This window comes from Collinsella sp. LCP19S3_D3 (genome assembly GCF_052121455.1).
GTDB lineage: Bacteria > Actinomycetota > Coriobacteriia > Coriobacteriales > Coriobacteriaceae > Collinsella.
In genome coordinates this window covers 71,236-91,572 of sequence record NZ_JBQKEF010000006.1, presented here as the reverse complement: position 1 = coordinate 91,572, position 20,337 = coordinate 71,236, and the positions used below count along the sequence as shown (strand labels likewise).

Here is a 20,337-nt window from a genome sequence, read left to right as displayed (position 1 = left end):
CCAACCGAGCCATCAGCCAAACCTCTTCTCGTCAATCGCATGCACCACGCAGGGCAGCGCCATCCAGGTCGCGTATACAACATAGCCAGGCCACGGCGCCGGCACCGAAAGCTGCGGGTAAAACGAATACTGCATCGTCGCGGTCCACGCCACTGCCGCCGTGGCCACGCCAAACAGCGCAAGCCCAACCAGCGCGGCAACGTCGCCGCGCGCCAGCCGATACCGCGCGTACGTCGTGCGACGCGCCGCGGCGCCCCACCCACGGGAGCGCATGGCGTCCGCACGCTCCAGCGAATCTTCCATGCCCCAGCCCATCAACACGCTCGATGCCCGTAGGCGCGAACGCACGGGGTCGGCCGGCGCGCGGCCCGGCACATCAATCGCATCCTGCACCGCCAGCACCGTGCGACCGCGACGCAAAAACTGCGGGATAAGCCGCATACACATCGAGATCATGAGCGCGATCACCGGCGCGGTGTTACCCAAAAGCGCAAGCACCCTGTCGTAGCTAAGCATCGACGCCGCGGCCTCAAACCACAGCACGCTCGCCACAAACAGCCCGCCCATGCACAGGCCGTATACCATGCTCTCCAGATACACCGTACGCATGCCAATACGGAACAGTTCCGTCGAGCCCGAAGCGCTAAATAACGGGTTGAGCACCGCGATAATCAAAATCACCGGCAGCTGCCAGCGAAGCGCCCCCAACGTGCGTGCGACGCCGCGCGTCGCAAACCCATACGCCAGCCCGCCCGCAAGCGACAGCGCAAGCAGCACCGGTTGCATCGAGAACATGGTGAGCCCCAGCGTCAGCACCATGTAGAGCGCCGGCACCGCCGGATGCGACATCGAGAATGCCGCGACGGGCTCGTTGCCCGATTCCTCTCGCATGATATCCACGGACACCCCCATCCCCTCGCTCAAACGCCAACGCCGCAGTGCCGCCGCCATGCACAACCAGCGCAAACGTCACGCCGGCGGCACCGACATCAGCCGCCATGCGCCAATCGTTACGCGCTCATCATATGCCTGCGGTATCATATTGCGCCGTGTATCGTTTCCAAACACACGTCTCTATAACGTAACAGGAGATCACATGGACGCAACCGCAATTATCCTCGCCGCCGGCGAGGGCACCCGCATGAAGTCGAACCACTGCAAGGTTTCGCACAAGATCCTGGGCAAGCCCATGGTCCAGTGGATCGTCGACGCCACCATCAAGGCCGGCTGCAGCCGCGTCGTGGTCGTCATCGGCAGCCACGCCGACGAGATGCGCGCCCTTATCGACGGCGCCTACGCCAACAACGCCACCAAGGTCGAGTGCGTCGAACAGACCGAGCGCCTGGGCACCGGCCACGCCGTAAAGGTCGCGCTCGAGGCATGCGGCATCATGCAAGGCCCCGTCGTCGTGCTCAACGGCGACCTGCCGCTCATCACCGCCGACACCGTCGCCAAGTTCGCGAAGACCGTCGCTACCGGCGAGCTCGCCTGCACCGTCATGACCATGACCCCGCCCGATCCCTTTGGCTACGGCCGCATCAAGCTGGGCGCCGACGGTCAGATCGAGCGCATCATCGAGCAGAAGGACTGCACGCCCGAGCAGGCCGCCACGCTGCTCGAGTGCAACGCCGGCTGCTACGCCTTCGACGGCGCGCAGCTCGCAGCCCACATCAGCGAGATCGGCAACGACAACGCGCAGTCCGAGTACTACCTGCCCGACATGCTCGAGATTCTCAAGGGCCACGGCCAGGCAGTCTCCATCTTCCACTGCGACGACTACCGCGACGGCCTGGGCGTCAACAGCCGGATCCAGCTCGCGCAACTCACCGCTATCGCGCGCGACCGCATCAACGAGCACTGGATGGCCGAGGGCGTTACCTTCATCGACCCCACGCAGGCCTGGATCGGCCCCGACGCCGTCATCGGCCGCGACACCGTCGTGTGGCCGCAGACGCACCTGATCGGCCACGTCACCGTGGGCGAGGAGTGCCAGCTCGGCCCCAACAGCCGCCTCACCGACACCACCGTTGGCAGCGGCTGCACCATCGATGAGACCATCGCCATCGAGGCTGTCATCGAGAACGGCGTCGACTGCGGCCCGCGCGCCTACCTGCGCCCGGGCACCCACATGCTCGATGGCTCCAAGGCCGGCACACACGTGGAGATCAAGAAGTCCACGATCGGCGAGGGCTCCAAGGTACCGCACCTGTCCTACATCGGCGACACCACCATGGGTTCCGGCGTCAACGTGGGAGCGGGCTCCATCACCTGCAACTACGACGGCGTGCACAAGCACAAGACCGTCATCGGCAAGGATGCCTTCATCGGTTCCGATACCATGATGGTCGCGCCTGCCCAGATCGGCGACGGCGCACTCGTGGCCGCCGGCTCCGTCATCACCGAGCCGGTCCCGGCTGACGCACTCGGCCTGGGCCGCGCCCGTCAGGTAAATATTGAGGGCTGGGCCGCCGATTATCGCCGCCGTCTGCACGAGGACGACGAGGTATAACGTTTTACCAAGCATCTAAGGAGCTGTTCCCATGGAAATGGCTCCTTTTTCTATGCTGACCTGCGCGACCGGATGAGTGGTCGGTTCGTGTCCGTTGACGGTAAAGACGTTATCAAGACCCGATAAACCCCGCCGCGCGGTTACAATGCAACAAGGCATCTATATGGCATTCGATATATAAAGGAGAAGGGTAATGCCGATTAATGATCCCGAGAAGTCGGAGAATATGCGCAAGTCCATCCGCGTGTATTCCGGTTCCTCCAACCGTCCCCTCGCTCAGAAGATCGCTGAGTACCTTGGGGTCGAGCTTTCGGGCCTTACGCTAAAGCAGTTCGCCAACGGTGAGATTTACGCCCGCTACGACGAGACCGTCCGCGGCGCCGACGTCTTCCTGATTCAGTCCGTGGCCGGCGGCAACGTCAACGACATGCTCATGGAGCTGCTCATCGCCACCGACGCTGCCAAGCGCGCATCCGCCCGCTCCATCACCGCCGTCATCACCCACTACGGCTATGCCCGCCAAGACCGCAAGGCCGGCCCGCGCGAGCCCATCACCGCCCGCCTCGTCGCCAACCTGCTCGAGCGCGCTGGCGTCAACCGCATCATCACCCTCGACCTGCATCAGGGCCAGATTCAGGGTTTCTTCGATATCCCGGTTAACCACCTGTCCGCACTGCCGCTGTTTGGCCAGTACTACAACGACATGCACTTCGACACCGACAACCTGGTTGTCGTCTCCCCCGACGTGGGTCGCGCCAAAGCTGCCAAGAAGCTCTCCGACATGCTCGGCTGCAGCCTCGCCATCGCCCACAAGGGCCGTCCGCGCCACAACGCCGCCGAGGTCATGGGCATCATCGGTGACATCAAGGGCAAGACCTGCATCATCAATGACGACATGATCGACACCGCTGGCACCCTGTGCGCCAACGTCAAGGAGCTCAAGGCCATGGGTGCCGGCGACATCTACGTGTGCGCCACCCACGGCATCTTCTCGGGCCCGGCAATCGAGCGCCTGAACGACGCCCCCATCGTCGAGTGCCTCGTCACCGATGCCATCCCCGTCGAGGTTGGCGGCAAGATCAAGACCATCTCGGTCGCCGAGGAGTTCGCCGAGGCCATCTCTGCCGTTTACCACGAGGAGCCCGTCTCCACGCTCGTCGGCGGCGACTTCGCGCTGTAATCCAGCGCGCAGCGCATCATCTTTGGTGTTTTTAAAGGGTCGGAGGCTCGCTTCCGACCCTTTTTTCTGCCCCTCGATAACCCGCCTTGGACAGTTAGTTCAGATTTGTATTAATTTGGGCATTCGTTTGGGCCATTTAATGTATCGAAAGCTCTCTTGCCGGCATAATTCCGCTCGATTCCTCCTCCCATGGATCTCTTCACCATGCCATTGGCCCCATTTTGCCCACCGAGTCCCTCAACAGCGGCAATACACCCAGGTCGCCTTGTACAAATCTGAACTAACTGTCCAGCACCCATCTCAGTAGATGCCTCCAAGGCCAACCCATCACTCCATTCTCCACTTTTCCAAGGCATTCCGTATGATGTCGTTACCGCCCGCGGCGCGCGACGCCCCTTTGAGCGAAAAGAACGGCACGGCCATATCATTTCGCCAACGGCTTAGTACCTTATAGCTATGACAACCGTAATTTCACACCTCTCCGCCCTCCGCGCAATTCGCCGCGCTCGACGGGCGTACTCCGCCCTTCCCTGGGACGCCATCGATGACGAGCAACAGACACAAGCCCTCGTAGGTTGCGTTCCCAACAAGGACGCCATAGACTTTGCGGCCCTTGCAATACTTGACGCCTGGAGCGAAGACGACTCCGAGCGTCTAGACCTCTTTGTTGCGAGCGGCAGCAACAGACGACCCGACGGACGGCTCCTCCAGCACACCATCACCGCCCCTCTCCCCCAGGGCGCGATCATGCACATCGAAGCCGACATCTACGCAACGTCTCCCGCCATGACGGCCATGCTTTGTTCCAAAAATGAATCGGTTGCCAAAACCTTGATGCTTCTCATGGAACTGCTCGGAACCTACTCACTTCCGCCCGAAGCAACTTACCCCATCGCCTACGACGACACGTGGCCCGAGGCCAACAGCTTCGAAACGATGGACGATCTCGATTGCCAGGGCGATCAACCGACACCCGAAAAGCAATCCGAAACCCGCTACGAACAGGCACACTACAAATGCGAGCCCGCCACAACCATCGAAGAGCTCGAGGCAGTCGCACGGTTTGCCAAAAGTAGTTCCTACGCCTCGTTTCGCACAGCTATCAAACTCGCCCGGGCCGGATCCGCATCCCCAGCGGAATCATTGATGTTCGCCGTCCTGGGCGCACCCATGCGCTTTGGCGGATTCGGGTGTTGCAGCCTGCCCATGGGAGGCCTGCTGCTCAACTATCGAGTCGATTTCGACACCCTTGCGGTCAACATGTCCTCGGGCATCCCCTACGCCATCTGCGACTTATATTGCCCAGCCGCCGGAGTCGACAACGAATACAACGGAATTGGACATGAGCTTCAAAACGCTCGCATCCACGATGGCAATCGCAACAATGGCCTTAAGGCCATGGGTATCCACGTCCTGGTTATCAACCGTGACCAAATGAAGGACCTTGTTGCACTCGAAGCCTTCGCCCAGACGATGCATCGACTTGCGGGAGTTCGATTCCGCTACCGCATCAAGGGTTATCGCAAGCGTCAGGCCGCCTGGCTCAACACCCTGCGGGCCGGAATCGGCCTCGCGCCGGTCTAAAAGACTTTTACCCAGTGCTACCGAGCATGGCCGGACAGTTAGTTCAGATTTGTATAAACAGACGGCTCATGTCGAGGTGGTTTGCCGCCATCCCGGCGCCAATCACCTCATTTGAAGACTCAAAAAATCTGAAATAGCACAAATTGTGCTCCCCAAAGCGCCGTGACAGTTCCGTGGCCCCGATTTTGGCAGTCAAAGATCTCTTGGTTTATACAAATCTGAACTAACTGTCCATCCCGGCTTCTGACGACTGTCCAAACGCCCTCATGCGGCCTCAATCACCCTCCATTTGACAGCAGCAACGGGGTCGCTCACCATAGCAGGCGACAAATCGATGAAAGGAAGCACATGGCAGCTGCACAGCCGCTTAAGATTCGCATGGTTGCCGGACTTGGCAACCCTGGCGATGAGTATGCCGAGACCCGCCACAACGCAGGCTTTAAGGCGATCGACGAGCTGGCGCGTCAGGCCGGCGTCACGTACTGGAAAAACCAGGCCGGCGCCGAGGTCGCGCTCATCAACATCAACGATCCAGAGGAAGAGGGCGGCAAGCGCCAGATTGTGCTGGTCAAGCCGCAGTCGTACATGAACACCTCGGGAGGCCCCATCTCCAAGCTTTGCCGCGAGTACAAAATCAAGGCCGAGGAGCTGCTCGTAATCCACGATGAGCTCGACATTCCCGCCGGCGACGTGCGCGTCAAGGTGGGCGGCGGCCACGCCGGCCACAACGGCCTGCGTTCCATCATCGACAAGATGGGCAGCCGCGACTTTAGCCGCATCCGCACCGGCATCGGCAACCCTCCCGGCAAGATGGCTGTCGCCGACTACGTGCTCAAGCAGCTGCGCGCCCGCGAGGCCGAGGACTTTCAGGACACCTGCGCCCGCGCCGCCGACGCCGCCGGCCTGGCGATTGTGCACGGCGTAATCTATGCCCGCGACCACGTCAACGGCTCCGCCTCTGCCAACGGCAAGCACTAAAACCTACCAAAAAGGGATGTTTATTTTGGCAGGTTTTATATGCGAAAACGCCGCAGCGGCCGCATCGCAATAAACCCTGTGCCGCCATACATACCCAACACCCCAAAAGGGGCCGGCCTCACCGATGTGCAAGGCCGGCCCCTTTTGTCGTTTTATCTGATAAAACCCGCCAAAATAAACCTGTCTCTTTGTGCTAGATCACTTTTCCCGCCTGCCAAAGATACACGTAAGCAACATGTCCATGAGGGTATAATTTACACCGTATGTCTGCACAACGCCTGTGCGCGTACGGTTTTATTCGGGCTGCCGTCCATTTCCGTGGAGGCACGGTTCGGTTGCCCTAACAAGAGAGGGGTTCTATGTATAAGATCCTGGAGAAGACGCAGTTCTCGGAGAAGGTGTTCAAGTTCCGCATCGAGGCGCCTGCAATCGCCAAGCATGCGCACGCTGGACAGTTCCTCATGGTTCGCGCCAACGAGACGGGCGAGCGTGTCCCGTTTACCCTGGCCGGCTGGAACGGTGACGAGGGCTGGGTCGAGTTCATCTTCATGGTGATCGGCAAGACCACCGAGATGCTTTCCACCTACGAGGCCGGCGAGTCGCTGCGCGACGTCGTGGGCCCGCTGGGCGTTCCCACCGAGATGGCCGAGGGCCCCTGCGCCGTCATTGGCGGCGGCGTCGGCCTGGCAATTGCCTTCCCGGTCGCCAAGCACCTGGTCGAGACCGGCCACGAGGTGCACGCCATCATGGGCGCTCGCACCAAGGACCTCCTGCTCATGGAGGACCAGTTCCGCGAGCTCCTCGACGAGGACCACATCCACATCACCACCGACGACGGTTCCTACGGCGAGCAGGGCGTTGTCACCGCTCCGCTGGAGCGCCTGCTGCAGGACAAGGCCGTGAGCCAGGTCTTCTGCGTCGGCCCCGTTCCGATGATGAAGTTCTCAACCCTCACCGCCCAGAAGTACGACACCCCCATCACCGCGTCGCTCAACCCCATCATGGTTGACGGCACCGGTATGTGCGGCTGCTGCCGCGTCGAGGTGGGCGGCGTGACCAAGTTTGCTTGCGTCGACGGCCCCGACTTCGATGCCACCCTGGTCGACTGGGATGACCTTCGTGCCCGCCAGGCCGCTTACCGTTCCGAAGAGGGCGAGTCCCTCAAGGCCTATGAGGAAAAGAGCTGCGCATGCCACTAGTTAACGGTCGTTTCGTTGCCGATATGAAGTCGCCCCGCACCCCCGATAACGAGGAGCCGGCTGCCGAGCGCGCCTGCGACTTCCGCCCCGTCGACAAGGGCTTCACCGAGGAGATGGCGCTGGCCGAGGCCGAGCGCTGCCTCAACTGCAAGAAGCCGTTCTGCGTCGAGGGCTGCCCCGTCAACATCAACATTCCCCGCTTTATCGAGCAGATCCGCGAGAAGGACTTTGGCGGCGCCCTCGATACCATCCGCGAGGACTCCATGCTTCCCGCCATCTGCGGTCGCGTCTGCCCGCAGGAGAACCAGTGCGAGGGCAAGTGCATCCGTGGTAAGAAGTCCGAGCCCGTGGCCATCGGCCAGCTCGAGCGCTTCCTGGGTGACCGCCCCGAGCTCGCCTCCACGCCCAAGATGGCTCCCAAGAACGGCAAGAAGGTCGCCGTCGTCGGCTCCGGCCCGTCCGGCATCACCTGCGCCGGCGAGCTCGCCCGCAACGGCTTTGACGTTACCGTCTTTGAGGCCTTCTTCACCGGCGGCGGTGTGCTGGTCTACGGCATCCCCGAGTTCCGTCTGCCCAAGGCGGTCGTCAAGCGCGAGATTGACGGTCTGGAGGACATGGGCGTCAAGTTTGAGTACAACTCCGTCGTGGGCAACATGGCCACGGCCGATGAGCTGTTCGAGCAGGGCTTCGACGCCATCTACGTGGCGACCGGCGCTGGCCTGCCCAAGTTCCTCAACGTCCCCGGCGAGAACCTGCCCAACGTCTTCTTCGCAAACGAGTACCTCACCCGCGTGAACCTGATGAAGGCCAACAAGTTCCCCGAGTACGACACCCCCACCAAGCATGGCAAGAACGTCGTCGTCTTTGGCGGCGGCAACGTGGCTATGGACGCCGTCCGTACCGCCAAGCGCCTGGGCGCCGAGCACGCCATCATCGCCTACCGTCGTACCGAGGACGAGATGCCCTGCCGTCGCGCTGAGCTGCACCATGCCAAGGCCGAGGGCGTCGAGGTTCTGCCGCTCGTCTCCCCGCTCGAGTTTGTCGCTGGCGAGGACGGTTCCGTGTGCGCCGTCAAGGTCCAGAAGATGGAGCTCGGCGAGCCCGACGAGTCCGGCCGTCGTCGCCCGGTGCCCATCGAGGGCGCCATCGAGGAGATTCCCTGCGACGTCGCGATCTCGGCTATCGGCACCAACGCCAACCCCTTCGCTGCCAAGATCGGCGGCAAGATGGAGCTCAACAAGTGGGGCTACATCGTTGCCGATGAGGAGACCGGCCAGACCACCGATCCCCGCATCTGGGCCGGCGGCGACATCGTCACCGGTGCCGCTACGGTCATTCTGGCGATGGGCGCCGGCAAGAAGGCCGCCGCTTCGATCACCAAGAGCCTGCTGGGCGAGTAATCACCTGCAGCGCTAGCCACCAAACGGCAAAGTCCCCGTCGGGCACACGCCCGGCGGGGACTTTTTCTATGCCTGCCGCTCGATCACCATAAAGGGAACGGGCGCCTTTATGATGGCTTTTGGTCGGCTAGCCTTCGAGCTGAGCCACCTTGTAGCGGTAGGCAGCGGCTATGACGTCTTTGCAGCCCTCGCGGCCCAGCTTGGCGCGGTTGACGACGATATCCTTGCCGCTCGTCATCTTCCACTTTCCGGCGCTGTAGCGCTTATAGAACGCCTCGCGTGCCTTCTGCTGCTGCTTGACCAGCTTGGCGCCCTTCTTTTTGTTGAGCCCACGCTTCTTGCGCACGATCTCGACGCGGTCCTCAAAGGGTGCGGTCACCAACACGGCAATGTGATTAGGGTTGTTACGCAGCAGGTAATCGGACAGGCGACCCTCGATAATGCAGCTCTCGGTCTCACCCAGGTCCAAAATCACCTGGCTCACCTTTTGGAACAACTTGTCCGAGTACGAACGTGCATCGTAGCGGTCGGGCAGAAACGCCATGTTCTCCACGGCCAGACGCTCGTCATAGGCGGCCATCTTATCGAGCGACTCACCCGCGCGCATCGACGCACGCACCAGCAGCTCGTTGTCGTACAGCGGAATTCCCAACTCGTTGGCAAGCATGCGGCCAATCTCGTGGCCCTCGGCGCCAAAGTCGCGCGCGATGGTAATGACCACAGGATTCTTCTTGTTCTCCAGATCGCTCATCGCGATTCCTTTCTCTATGTGACAAAGGGACAGTCCCTTTGTCACATTCATTTTGCCCCCACCTTCGTCCTGGTTTCCCAAGTGCGGCAGATTGCCCCGAAAGAGGAGCGCCGCGTACTAAATGTACGCAAGCGACGATTGAGGGGCAAGGTGCCGTGCTTGGGGAAGCAGGACTATGCGGCCACAATGCGACGTTGATATGCCCTCACCAGCAGCGAGATACCAAAGTTGAGCACAAAGTACATCGCAAACACCAGGCCGTAGAGCATAAGCACCTGCGACAGGTCGATCGCGTGGGCCATCACGACGTTTGCCGTGTACATGAGCTCGGCCACGTTAATGCCCGAAAGATACGAGCTGTCCTTGATGACGGTCGTGCACTGGCTAAACAGCGCCGGAATGATCGTCTTAAACGTCTGCGGCAGAATGATATAGCGCATGGTGGCAAAGAAGCCGAAGCCCTGGCTCTGCGCCGCCTCAAACTGGCCGCGCGGAATCGAGTTGAGGCCGCCACGCACAATCTCGGCCATAACAGCGCTGGTAAACAGTGTAAAGGCGATGGTCGAAATCACAATGTCCAAACCCTGCACCGTAAAGTAGATAAACAGGATCCACAGCAAGTTTGGCGTGCAACGGAACAGCTCGATATAGGCGCTCACCAAAATACGGAATGGACGGGGCGCATAGCTTTTAACGAGCGCCAGCACCGTGCCAAAGATGAGCGAGAAAAAGATCGACAGCGCCGAGATCTCGATCGTCTTAACAAAGCCGCCCCAAATGTAGAGCAGGTTGGTCGCGTTGAAGATTTCCATGCGCTAGGCCTCCTCTACGTTGTCGAGCCCCAGCTCGGCCAGGCTCACGCCGCGCGGGCGCTCCTTGGAGCGGCGCTCGAGCCACTGCACCAGCATGGCGAGCGGAAAGCAGATGATGAAATACATAAGGCAGCAGACGATGTATCCCTGCAGGTAACCGTACAAACTCACAAAGTTGTCGGAACGGTACATAAGGTCGCCGCCGGCCACAAGCGCCAGCACCGACGTGTTTTTGACCAGGTTGAGTGCCTGGTTACACAGCGGCGGCAGAATGATCTTGAACGTCTGGGGCAGCACGATGTACCAGTATGCCTGCGCACGGGTGAAGCCCTGGCTCTGGGCCGCCTCCATCTGGCCACGCGGAACGGCCTCGATACCGGTACGGATGACCTCCGAAATGTAGGCAGCGTGATACAGGCCCACGCCCAAGAAGCCCAGCACAAACGGCGCGATACGCACCGGCTGGTCGGCACCGGTTATGGCCTGCAAAAACTGCGGACCGGCCATGTACATAAAGAGCACCTGCACGGGCAGCGGGGTGTTCTGGTAAAACTCCACGTACACGCGGCTTATGGCGCGCAGAACGCGAGAACGAGTGGTAGAGAACACGCCCAGCAGCGTGCCCAGCACCAGCGACAGCAGCAGACCGGCAACGACTACCTGCAGCGTCACGCCAAAGCCCTCCCAGAAGGGCCCCATGTTTTGGAATGTCGTCGACCAGCGGTCGGCGTCAAACAATCCTTCGAGCATTTGATTCCTTCCTTGGACGATGCGCCTATACAAGACCCCAGGTCTTAACCTCTTGGTCGAGCCAGCCGTCGGCCAGGCGATCGCATATCACCTGATCGACCACGGCCGAAAGATCACAGCCCTTCTTGGTCGCCACGCCGTAGCCCTGCTCGCCAAACTTGACCTCGGGTTGCAGCAGCTCGACGGTCTCGTTCATGTATCCGGCCAGCGTGGAGCGGTCCATGGCAAAGACGTCGATATTGCCGGCATCGAGCGAACTCTTGATGATGGGATAGCCGCTAAAGGCCCTAAACTCGGGCTCGCAGCTAAAGCCGTTGTCCTTGATCATCTGCTCGATCAGGCCCTGCGTGGTTGCACCCTGGCTCACGCCAATGACTTTGCCGTCCAGGTCCTCAATCGAGGTAAAGCCCGAACGCTTCTTGACCATGAGTCCCACGTAGTCGGTGCGGTACGGCGTCGAGAAATCCCAGCTCTTCTTGCGCTCGTCGGTGATGGTGTAGGTCGCCGCGACCACGTCGAGCTGGCCGTTATCGATCAGCGGGCCGCGCGTCTTGGGCGTTACGTCGGTAAACTCGACAAGCTCCTGGGCACGGGCCTCCTTGTAGCTCACGCCAAAGACGGCAGCGGCGATCTGGTAGCACAAATCGACCTCCATGCCCTCAAAGCGGCCCTTGGCGGTGTCGTAATAGCCGTAGCCAGGAACGTCCTTCTTAACGCCGGCATTCAGATGGCCACGCGACTTGATGGCCGCAAGCTTAGACCCCTTGTCGGAGCCCTCGCCGCCGGTGGAGTTGCCGCAACCGGTAAGCGCGGTCCCCGTCAGCGCGAGCATACCGGCGCCCGCCAGCTGCAAAAAGTGGCGGCGCGACACGGCCGCCCTCGTCATATCCGTCATGTCCATCACCGCGCCTAGTGCAGAATCTTGGACAGAAACTCGCGGCAGCGCGGGTTCTCGGGGTTATCGAAGAAGTGCTCGGGTGTGCCCTCCTCCAGGATGCGGCCGTCCTCCATAAAGATGACGCGGTCGGCCACCTGGCGCGCAAAGCCCATCTCGTGCGTCACGCAGATCATGGTGATATCCTCCTGCGCGAGCTCAATCATAACATCCAGGACTTCCTGGACCATCTCGGGGTCGAGCGCCGAGGTCGGCTCGTCAAACAGGATGATGGGCTGCTTGGTGCACAGGGCACGGGCAATGGCGATGCGCTGCTGCTGACCGCCCGAGAGGTTCTGCGGGTACTCGCCGGTCTTATGCGCCATGCCGACGCGCTTGAGCGCGGCGATGGCGATCTCGGTCGCCTCCTCCTTACTCTTCTTTTGCAGCTTGATGGGCGCGAGCGTCAGGTTGCCCAGCACCGTCATGTTGGGATATAGGTTGAACTGCTGAAACACCATGGAGCTGTACTTACGAGCCATCTCCAGGTGATTCTTTTTGGTGAGCGGCGTACCGTCGATGATGACCTCGCCCGACGTGGGCTCCTCCAGATAATCGACGCAACGAATGAGCGTGGACTTGCCCGAGCCGGAAGGCCCGATCATTACGAGCTTCTCGCCGCGCTTGACGGTGAGGTTGATATCTTTGAGCACATGCAGGTCGCCAAAGTACTTGTTGAGATGCTTGATCTCGATCATGTCTGCCATGAATATCCCTTCCCTGCGCTTACACGAATTGCTCTATTTTACGGAAAGAACCACGTTTCCGCAGCCCACACTACATTCCCGTAAAGAACCCGCAACCTTTAACCCACTCATTGGGGACAGACTTAAATGAGTACCCTCTCATTGGGCGCTCATTTAAGCCTGTCCCCAATGAATACCCAGCCCAGCAAAAAGGGGCGCGACCATGACGGCCGCGCCCCTCAAGACCCGAAAATAATACAACCGCCCTTGAAATTGAACGTCAGATTGCCGCGTGTACGGGTTTGCAGCGTCAAGCAGTTGCGCGGTTTGGTAAAACCGCGCAACAAATTACGCAAGCTTTGCGCCGACGATCTTTGCCGCGGCCGGTTTATCGAAGTTGCCGCCGGTGGCCTTGCCGAGCGCCCCCATAACCTGGCCCATCTGCTTCTTTGACGTGGCGCCCAGCTCGGCGATGACCTGCTCAATCAGCGCCTCGAGCTCCTCGCCCGAAACCTGGGCGGGCAGCAGGCTCTCCAGAATCTTGACCTGCTCGGTCAGGTTGTCGGTACGATCTTGATCGGTACCGGCCTTGATGGACATCTCCAACGTCTCGCTTGTCTGCTTAATCAGACGCTTGATCATGCTGTTGACGTCTTCCTCGGTCACGTCGCGGCGCTCGTTGACCTCGATGTTCTTAACCTCGGCCTTGACCTGGCGAATGATAGACAGGCGAACCTTGTCCTTGGCCTTCATGGCGGCAATCATTTCCTGCTGCAGCTCTTCGTTGGTCATCTGCAAATCCTCCTCAATAACATGGGCGGCACTCGCACGAGCACCGCCCCTTGATTACTCAGTCGTCGACGAATCGTCGGTCGAGCTCTTGGTGACGCCCTTCAGGCTCACGTTATAGGGCACGTCCTTGGGCATGGGGTTGACGGTAATGTCGGCATCCTTCGTGTACTTCTCCAGCCACTCGTTGTATGCCGTGCCCGATGCCTGGGTCTTCACCACATTGGAAACGTACTTCTTAATAGCCTTGGGCACCTGATTGATGTCATCGACCTGGCCATCGACATGGAAGTAGTCGGTGCACTTGATGATGTGGTAGCCATACGTCGACTCGACCACGTCGCTCACATCGCCCTTGTTAAGGCCCTCGAGCGCCGTCTGGTAGCTGTCGACAAAGGTGGTGAGCTTATCCCAGCCCACGTCACCCTTCTTCTCCTTGGAACCGGTGTCGTCGGAATACTGCTTCACGGCATCCTCAAAGCTCAGCTCGCCGGAGTTGATCTTATCCAGGCACTCCTGCGCCTTGGCCTTGGCGGCGGCCTTGTCCTCGTCCGAAGCGTCGGAATCAACCTTGATCAGGATGTTCGACGAGCGGCGGGCATCGTTGTAGTTAGACAGGTTCTCGTTAATGTAATCGACAATCTCGCTGTCCTTGGGCTTGCTGGTGGGAGCAACGGCATCCTTAAGCTTCTGCTGCGCCAGGCTCTCCTTGAGCGAGTCCTTGTAGGTGTCCTCGGTATAGCCGTAGGTCTTAAGGGTCTCCTTAAAGGTCTTGGCGCCGCCCGCGCTCTTGCAGGCGTCCTTCCAAGCCTTCTCTACTTCCTCGTCCGAAACCGTCACGCCGTTCTCCTTCTGCGCCTGCTGGAGCAGAATCTGCTGCGTATAGGAATCGATGAGCTGTTTGCGGTACTTCTTGGGCGTCAGGTCGTTGTCAACCAGATACTGCGCCCAATCCTCATCCTTGGTGTAGCCGTAGGACGTGCGCATGCTCATGATCTGCTTGGTTACGGTGTCCTCGGTGAGGTTGGTTCCGTTGACGGTAGCAGCCACGCCGCCGGTCAGTTTGTAACCCGAGTTATTGTTCTCGGTCTGCGACATCAAACCGGAGCACGCCATGGCCGAGACGGAAAGCAGCATTGCCAGCACGCCGATAACCACCAGAACGATCTTGACGGTCTTGGACACATAGGTCTTGCGCTGCTTCTTGCGAGAGCTGGAGGCAGCGCGGGCCTGCTGCTCGGGCGTCGGCGCGGCCTCGGAGTTCTTTTTCTTGTTTGCCATAGTTGGCCTTTCGCATCACGAATCGAACAAACGTCATTGTGTCACAACGCAGCCCCGCGGCACACCTGGTGCATGGGAGACAGGTCAATCTGCACCGTTTTGGTGCAAAGGGGACAGCTCCGACAGCTAGGGACGTTCCTTTTCTGCCGGCAGTTAGGGACAGTCCCCAAATGCCGGCCCTAGAAGTGGCGGCGGATGGCGTCGACCATGCCCTGGGACGAGGTCTGGCCGAGCACGTCGGCTGCGGCGTCAGCATCCATAAAGATATTCATAAGCGCTTGCAGAGCCTCGACCTGGCCGCCCGGCTCGGCAATACCCAGATTGATGATGATCTGCGCCGGCACGGGAGCACCCATGCCCGCCATAGCATTGAACGTCACGGGCGCGGAGGGCTTCATCACCGCGATATAGGGCTTAGCCACAAACCCCGGATCGGTATGCGGAATGGCAATATTGGCCGCCGGCATGGCGAGGCCCGTGGGATAGATGTCCTCGCGCGTACGGACGGCATCGAGCCAACCGGACGCAATGTAGCCGCGCGGAGCAAGCTCGCCCTCAAGTCGCGCAAACACCTCATCCGGCGTCGCGCACTCCCAATCAAAAAACACCAGCTCAGGCGCGAATAGCATCTCGGCGTTATCCGCCATACCGTCCTCCAAAGTTGCATGAGGTTCACAATGCCCCATATGATAGCGAAACCAGACAGTCAAGGTTAGCCGAGGATCCCAATCATCTCGAGTGCGCGGGCAGGCGTCAAGCACACCTCGGGCATCGCCTCCAGCATGCGCCGGTCGCTCGTGACCACGTAGTCAACATCTGCCGTCTCACCCGAAGCGATGATGAGGTTGTCTTCGAGATCCGGCATGCGCTTGCCAAGCATGCGCGCCATCTCGCACTCTGCCAACGAAAGCGGAGAGGCAGTTGCCACCTGCATCATGTGCTCGATGCAGGCCCATGACGCCGAGGTAAACGTCACGTTAATCCCATTCGCATTCCGCCGGGCCAGACGCCGAGGCAGGATATAGAACACATCCTTTGCCGTCGTGGGCGCGTACAGAAGGTCAATCTTTCCCGCTTCGGCCAGTTCAACTAATCTCTTCGCTTCGTCGAACGCCCCCTCTTGCAGGTAATAATCGAGCCAAACGTTCGTATCTACCAAGAGATGCTTTGCCTCGATCATCGACAATTCGCCTCAATATCGACAATCATCGTGTCATACATATCATCTCGTACGGCATCCCAGTCTTCCGCAGATGATCCAACTGGCGCAAAATCCGAAGCATTTAGCCCCAGCGATGAAAAAGCTAGGCCACACCCCTGCTCAGCCAGGCTCTCCGCGCGGGGCGCCTCGCGCTTATCCGTCACCATAAATCCCGGCAACGCTTGATGCTCGACAAGATAGGCCCAAAGCGCACGAATGGCATCGCTCGGCCCCAATCCATTGCGTGTCAGGACCGCATCGCCACCAGCCTTGAGCATAGGATCGATTCGTGTGTTGAGCTGCACCGTTGCTGCACCCATAGCGGCTCCTCTCTACTTGCTAGCAGTATAGCAAACATAAAAGGCCACGCAAAAGGGCCCCGCCCACACACGGACGAGGCCCTATCGGATTTCTTGGAATGGGAATGGTGCCCGTCACGTTATCCAGAGCCCAAAATCAAAGAGATATTAAGCTGATTGGGGCACATGTGATTCCATATGCCCCAATCAGCTTTTTTGATAGTTAACGTTGCAATGAAAACCAAGCGAATCCTTTTACGCACGATGGCGCGCCGGGTCAATTGCCACCTTGCCGCTCTCCAACACGTGGACGCGGCCGTCAGCGAGCATCTGCACGACCTCGGGATACAGCACGTGCTCGATCGCATGGATGTGCTCCTCGAGTGTGTCGACATCCCAGCCTTCCTCAACGGCCAGCGCGCGCTGGGCGATGATGGGGCCGTTGTCGTAGATCTCGTTGGCAAAATGCACGGTCACACCGGTCACCTTGACGCCGCGCGCAAAGGCATCGTCGATCGCATGCGCACCGGTAAAGCTCGGCAGCAGCGCCGGATGCAGATTGACAACGCGGTTGGGGAACGCCGCCAGCAGGGGTGTGTGCACCATGCGCATGTAGCCAGCCATGACCACATACTCGCAGCCGCGCTCGAGAAGCTCGTGCGCAATAATCTCGTCGGCGGCGATAGGGTCGGCGTAGACATCCTTGGAGAGCGTCAGCGTCTGGATACCCGCACGCTCTGCACGCTGCAGGCCCTTGGCCGAAGGACGGCTCGACACCACGAGCTCGATCGAAGCATTGAGCTTGCCGGCGGCGATCAGGTCGACGAGCGCCTGCAGGTTGGTGCCCGAACCGCTGATGAGCACGCCGATCTTGAGCGGATCGGCCGTGTCGGTACCGGTCGGACGGGTGTAGGGCACAAAGTCCAAGCCCTCGGCGGCAGCCGTCTGCTCGTTAGCGCTCATCGGAGTACACGACCTTACCGGAGCCCTCGACGCATTCGCCCACGCGGAACGGTTTCTCGCCCAGCGCGACCAGGGCATCGGTTACCGCGGCCTCATCTTCGGGAGCGACAATCAGGCACAGGCCGACGCCCATGTTGAAGGTCTTGCATGCCTCGTTGGGCGTAAGCTCGGCCTGGTGCGAAACATAGGTGATGACGGGCGGAATGTCCCAGCCCATCTCGGCGCCATTGCGGGTGACCACGGCGTCGACGTCGTCGGCCAACGCACGGTTAAGGTTCTCGGTGATGCCACCGCCGGTGATATGGGCGATGGCGTGCACCGGAGCGCCGCCGCGGAGCAGCTCAAGAATCGGCTTGACGTAGATGCGCGTGGGGGCCAGCAGAGCGTCTGCCAGTGATGCGCCGCCGAGCTCCTCGAGCGGACGGCTCAGCTCCTCGGCCTTAGCGGCGGCCTCGGGCGTACCCGGCTTGATGCCGTCAACGCCGATGACTTTACGCACGAGCGAGTAGCCGTTGGAGTGCACGCCGGTGGAGGGAAGGCCCAGAATCACGTCGCCGGGGCGGACGTTGGCGGGGTCGAGCATCTTGGGACGGTCGACGACACCCACGGTAAAGCCGGCGAGGTCGTAGTCGGCGGGAGCCATGACGCCCGGGTGCTCGGCCATCTCGCCGCCCACGAGCGCGCAGCCCGCGAGCTTGCAGCCGTCTGCCACGCCCTTGATGATCTTTGCCATGTGCTCGGCCTCGATGTGGCCGATGGCAACATAGTCCAAAAAGAAGAGCGGCTCGGCGCCCGAAGCCAAAATGTCGTTGACGCACATGGCGACCAGGTCCTGGCCCACCGTCTCGTGACGGTCCATGATCTGGGCGAGGACGAGCTTGGTGCCCACGCCGTCGGTACCGCTGATCAGGATCGGGTCTTCCATATCCTTAAGCGCGGCGGCCGAGAACAGGCCGCCAAAGCCACCGATGCCGCCGATAACCTCGGGACGGTTGGTATCCTTAACCATTTGCTTAATAGCGTCGACGGCGCGGCCGCCCTCGGCGGTATCGACGCCGGCATCCTCATACGTCACATGCTTGCTGTCGCTCATCTGAGCCTTCCTCTCCCACTACCGTTTGACACACAGACGCCAAACAGTGCTCATAGTTGCGTTCATATCGGCGCACACCGCAGCGGTGCGCGCCGTCATATCAACAAAACAGCAGGTAAAACCTACCAAAATAAACCTGTCCCTAAATGGCAGGTTCTAGGCCTCGCCGTGCTTCTCTTCCCAGCTGCGGTCATCGTATTTCTCGACCACGGCGTCGTCGCCAAAGTGCAGCGGCTTATCCAGGTTGCGGGGCTTAAAGCCCTCCATAAACTTGTCGCGGCCAAAGCTCTCGGGAATAGCCACGGGATAACGGCCGGTAAAGCACGCATCGCAGTAGCCGCCCTTGGGCATGACCTTCAGCAGGCCCTCGACCGAAAGGAAGGCCAGCGAATCGGCGCCAATGTACTCGCAGATCTCATCGACCGTCTTGTTAGCGCTGATGAGCTGCGACTGCACGTCGGTATCGATGCCGTAGAAGCACGGCCAGATGACCTCGGGCGAGTTGATGCGGATGTGAATCTCCTTGGCGCCGGCGTTGCGCAGCATCTTGACGAGCTGCACCATGGTGGTGCCGCGAACGATGGAGTCGTCGATGACGACCAGGCGCTTGCCCTCGATGTTATCGCGCAGCGGGTTGAGCTTCATACGCACGCCCATGGCGCGCAGCTCCTGCGTAGGTTCGATAAACGTACGGCCCACATAGCGGTTCTTGATGAGGCCCTCGCCAAAGGGAATGCCGCTCTCGTGCGAATAGCCCTCCGCAGGCGGCAGACCGGAGTCGGGCACGCCAATGACCAGGTCGGCCTCGACGGGTTCCTCGTGTGCCAGCTGGCGACCCATGTCATAGCGGCAGGCGTAAACGCTCTTGCCATTCATGATGGAATCGGGACGGGCAAAGTAGACCTGCTCAAAGATACAGTTGGCGGGCTCTTCGGCAGCGGGCACGCCTTGCTCGGACACCAAGCCCTCGGCACTGATGCGCAAGATCTCGCCGGGACGGACATCACGGACATACTCGGCGCCCACGATATCGAGTGCACATGTCTCGGAGGCAACGACCCAGCCGCCAGCGCGCGTGACATGAGCGGCAGCGTCGACCGTCGCGGCGTCGTCTTGCGACGGCAGCCGCGAAACGGATGCGGCGTCGGCCTGGTCCAAGCCCTCGTCCACAAGCTTGCCCAGCACCAGCGGACGAATGCCGTGCGGGTCGCGGAAAGCATAGAGCGCCTGCTCGTTGATGAGCGTCATGGCATAGCCACCGCGCACGAGTTCCATCGTCTTGCGAATGCCCTCGCGCAAATGGCCTGTGCGCTGCGTAAAGTAGCCGATGAGCTTGGTCGCGACCTCGGAATCCGAATTGGAGAGGAACGGCACGCCCAGCTCGATGAGCTGACGGCGCAGCTCGTCGGTGTTGACGAGGGTGCCGTTGTGCGCAAGTGCGATGATGACGCTATTAATGGTCGAAAGATGTGGCTGCGAGGCTTCCCAGCTCTTGGCGCCGGCAGTGCCGTAGCGCACGTGACCCACGGCCAACTGGCCGGAGAGCGTCGATAGGTCGGCGTTGGAGAACACACGGTCGAGCAGTCCCAGGTCTTTACGAACCATAACCGTGCCGCCGTCGCCCACGGCGATTCCCGCCGATTCCTGGCCGCGATGCTGCAGCGCACGCAGACCAAAGTACGTCAGTCGAGCCACGTCGCGATCGGGCGCCCACACACCAAAAACGCCGCATTCCTCATGCAGCTGGTCGGAGTCCGGATCGTACGTCGACATGGTCGTCACCTGTCCCGTGGCACGCTCGGCCGCGCGGATGGTTTCTTGAGACATGGCATCCCCTCAGAGCCTCGTTATTTGGCGTTACCTGCCTTATTATACGCACGGCAAGACAAGCTCCCCAGCGCATGAACAGCGGTTTTTAAAAGCCCACC

The 20,337-nt window shown here is 60.5% G+C and carries 20 protein-coding genes; 6 read left to right on the top strand and 14 right to left on the bottom strand.

Annotated elements, in window-relative coordinates; genetic code table 11:
* Positions 1-12: 12 nt before the first annotated feature.
* Positions 13-891, bottom strand: a complete 879-nt coding sequence (locus ACTQXM_RS03995; RefSeq protein ID WP_441537072.1) for an energy-coupling factor transporter transmembrane component T family protein — start codon at positions 889-891, stop codon at positions 13-15.
* A gap of 205 nt (positions 892-1,096) precedes the next feature.
* Here ACTQXM_RS03995 and glmU point away from each other — a divergent pair, with 205 nt between their 5' ends.
* The 6 genes from glmU (at position 1,097) to gltA (ending at position 8,850) form a co-directional block, all read left to right on the top strand.
* Positions 1,097-2,509 carry a bifunctional UDP-N-acetylglucosamine diphosphorylase/glucosamine-1-phosphate N-acetyltransferase GlmU gene (gene glmU / locus ACTQXM_RS03990; RefSeq protein WP_441537057.1) on the top strand — a complete coding sequence of 471 codons (1,413 nt, stop codon included), beginning with the start codon at positions 1,097-1,099 and terminating at the stop codon, positions 2,507-2,509.
* Positions 2,510-2,702: 193 nt separating this feature from the next.
* Positions 2,703-3,689, top strand: coding sequence for a ribose-phosphate diphosphokinase (locus tag ACTQXM_RS03985; RefSeq protein ID WP_154516678.1), 987 nt, complete (start codon positions 2,703-2,705; stop codon positions 3,687-3,689).
* A gap of 747 nt (positions 3,690-4,436) precedes the next feature.
* On the top strand, positions 4,437-5,273 hold the full coding sequence (locus ACTQXM_RS03980) for a hypothetical protein (protein WP_441033143.1): 837 nt from the start codon (positions 4,437-4,439) through the stop codon (positions 5,271-5,273).
* Between the two features lie 348 nt (positions 5,274-5,621).
* Entirely contained in the window at positions 5,622-6,251 is a 630-nt protein-coding gene (pth, locus tag ACTQXM_RS03975; RefSeq protein ID WP_427717993.1) for an aminoacyl-tRNA hydrolase, read from the top strand.
* Between the two features lie 359 nt (positions 6,252-6,610).
* Positions 6,611-7,450 (top strand): sulfide/dihydroorotate dehydrogenase-like FAD/NAD-binding protein, encoded by an 840-nt coding sequence (locus ACTQXM_RS03970; RefSeq protein ID WP_006235793.1) that lies wholly within the window; start codon positions 6,611-6,613, stop codon positions 7,448-7,450.
* Positions 7,441-8,850 carry an NADPH-dependent glutamate synthase gene (gene gltA, locus ACTQXM_RS03965; protein WP_427728860.1) on the top strand — a complete coding sequence of 470 codons (1,410 nt, stop codon included), beginning with the start codon at positions 7,441-7,443 and terminating at the stop codon, positions 8,848-8,850. The genes ACTQXM_RS03970 and gltA overlap by 10 nt, the downstream gene beginning before the upstream one ends.
* Before the next feature lie 127 nt (positions 8,851-8,977).
* Here gltA and ACTQXM_RS03960 read toward each other — a convergent pair whose 3' ends face one another.
* The 13 genes from ACTQXM_RS03960 to purF all read right to left on the bottom strand — a co-directional run bounded on the left by ACTQXM_RS03960 (position 8,978) and on the right by purF (position 20,236).
* A complete protein-coding gene (locus ACTQXM_RS03960; protein ID WP_441537056.1) occupies positions 8,978-9,601 on the bottom strand; it encodes an AAA family ATPase in 624 nt (207 codons plus the stop codon).
* A gap of 173 nt (positions 9,602-9,774) precedes the next feature.
* Complete coding sequence (locus ACTQXM_RS03955) at positions 9,775-10,413, bottom strand: amino acid ABC transporter permease (protein ID WP_055285379.1); 639 nt, start codon at positions 10,411-10,413, stop codon at positions 9,775-9,777.
* 3 nt (positions 10,414-10,416) lie between these two features.
* Positions 10,417-11,163, bottom strand: coding sequence for an amino acid ABC transporter permease (locus ACTQXM_RS03950; RefSeq protein ID WP_035136546.1), 747 nt, complete (start codon positions 11,161-11,163; stop codon positions 10,417-10,419).
* 25 nt (positions 11,164-11,188) lie between these two features.
* On the bottom strand, positions 11,189-12,064 hold the full coding sequence (locus ACTQXM_RS03945) for a transporter substrate-binding domain-containing protein (RefSeq protein WP_441537055.1): 876 nt from the start codon (positions 12,062-12,064) through the stop codon (positions 11,189-11,191).
* A gap of 8 nt (positions 12,065-12,072) precedes the next feature.
* Entirely contained in the window at positions 12,073-12,804 is a 732-nt protein-coding gene (locus ACTQXM_RS03940; protein ID WP_441537054.1) for an amino acid ABC transporter ATP-binding protein, read from the bottom strand.
* Between the two features lie 327 nt (positions 12,805-13,131).
* Positions 13,132-13,575, bottom strand: a complete 444-nt coding sequence (locus ACTQXM_RS03935) for a GatB/YqeY domain-containing protein (RefSeq protein ID WP_117862823.1) — start codon at positions 13,573-13,575, stop codon at positions 13,132-13,134.
* Positions 13,576-13,629: 54 nt separating this feature from the next.
* Complete coding sequence (locus ACTQXM_RS03930) at positions 13,630-14,853, bottom strand: peptidylprolyl isomerase (RefSeq protein WP_441537053.1); 1,224 nt, start codon at positions 14,851-14,853, stop codon at positions 13,630-13,632.
* Between the two features lie 179 nt (positions 14,854-15,032).
* Complete coding sequence (locus tag ACTQXM_RS03925; RefSeq protein WP_427793748.1) at positions 15,033-15,500, bottom strand: PTS sugar transporter subunit IIA; 468 nt, start codon at positions 15,498-15,500, stop codon at positions 15,033-15,035.
* A gap of 65 nt (positions 15,501-15,565) precedes the next feature.
* Positions 15,566-16,033 (bottom strand): PIN domain-containing protein, encoded by a 468-nt coding sequence (locus ACTQXM_RS03920; RefSeq protein WP_441537052.1) that lies wholly within the window; start codon positions 16,031-16,033, stop codon positions 15,566-15,568.
* Positions 16,030-16,374 (bottom strand): type II toxin-antitoxin system RelB/DinJ family antitoxin, encoded by a 345-nt coding sequence (locus ACTQXM_RS03915; protein ID WP_441537051.1) that lies wholly within the window; start codon positions 16,372-16,374, stop codon positions 16,030-16,032. The genes ACTQXM_RS03920 and ACTQXM_RS03915 overlap by 4 nt, the downstream gene beginning before the upstream one ends.
* A 234-nt stretch (positions 16,375-16,608) precedes the next feature.
* Positions 16,609-17,316 (bottom strand): phosphoribosylglycinamide formyltransferase, encoded by a 708-nt coding sequence (purN, locus tag ACTQXM_RS03910; RefSeq protein WP_441033121.1) that lies wholly within the window; start codon positions 17,314-17,316, stop codon positions 16,609-16,611.
* Positions 17,306-18,409, bottom strand: a complete 1,104-nt coding sequence (purM, locus tag ACTQXM_RS03905; RefSeq protein WP_427717964.1) for a phosphoribosylformylglycinamidine cyclo-ligase — start codon at positions 18,407-18,409, stop codon at positions 17,306-17,308. Before purM ends, purN begins: the two co-directional genes overlap by 11 nt.
* Positions 18,410-18,565: 156 nt before the next feature.
* Positions 18,566-20,236 (bottom strand): amidophosphoribosyltransferase, encoded by a 1,671-nt coding sequence (gene purF, locus ACTQXM_RS03900; RefSeq protein ID WP_441537050.1) that lies wholly within the window; start codon positions 20,234-20,236, stop codon positions 18,566-18,568.
* Between the last annotated feature and the right edge of the window lie 101 nt (positions 20,237-20,337).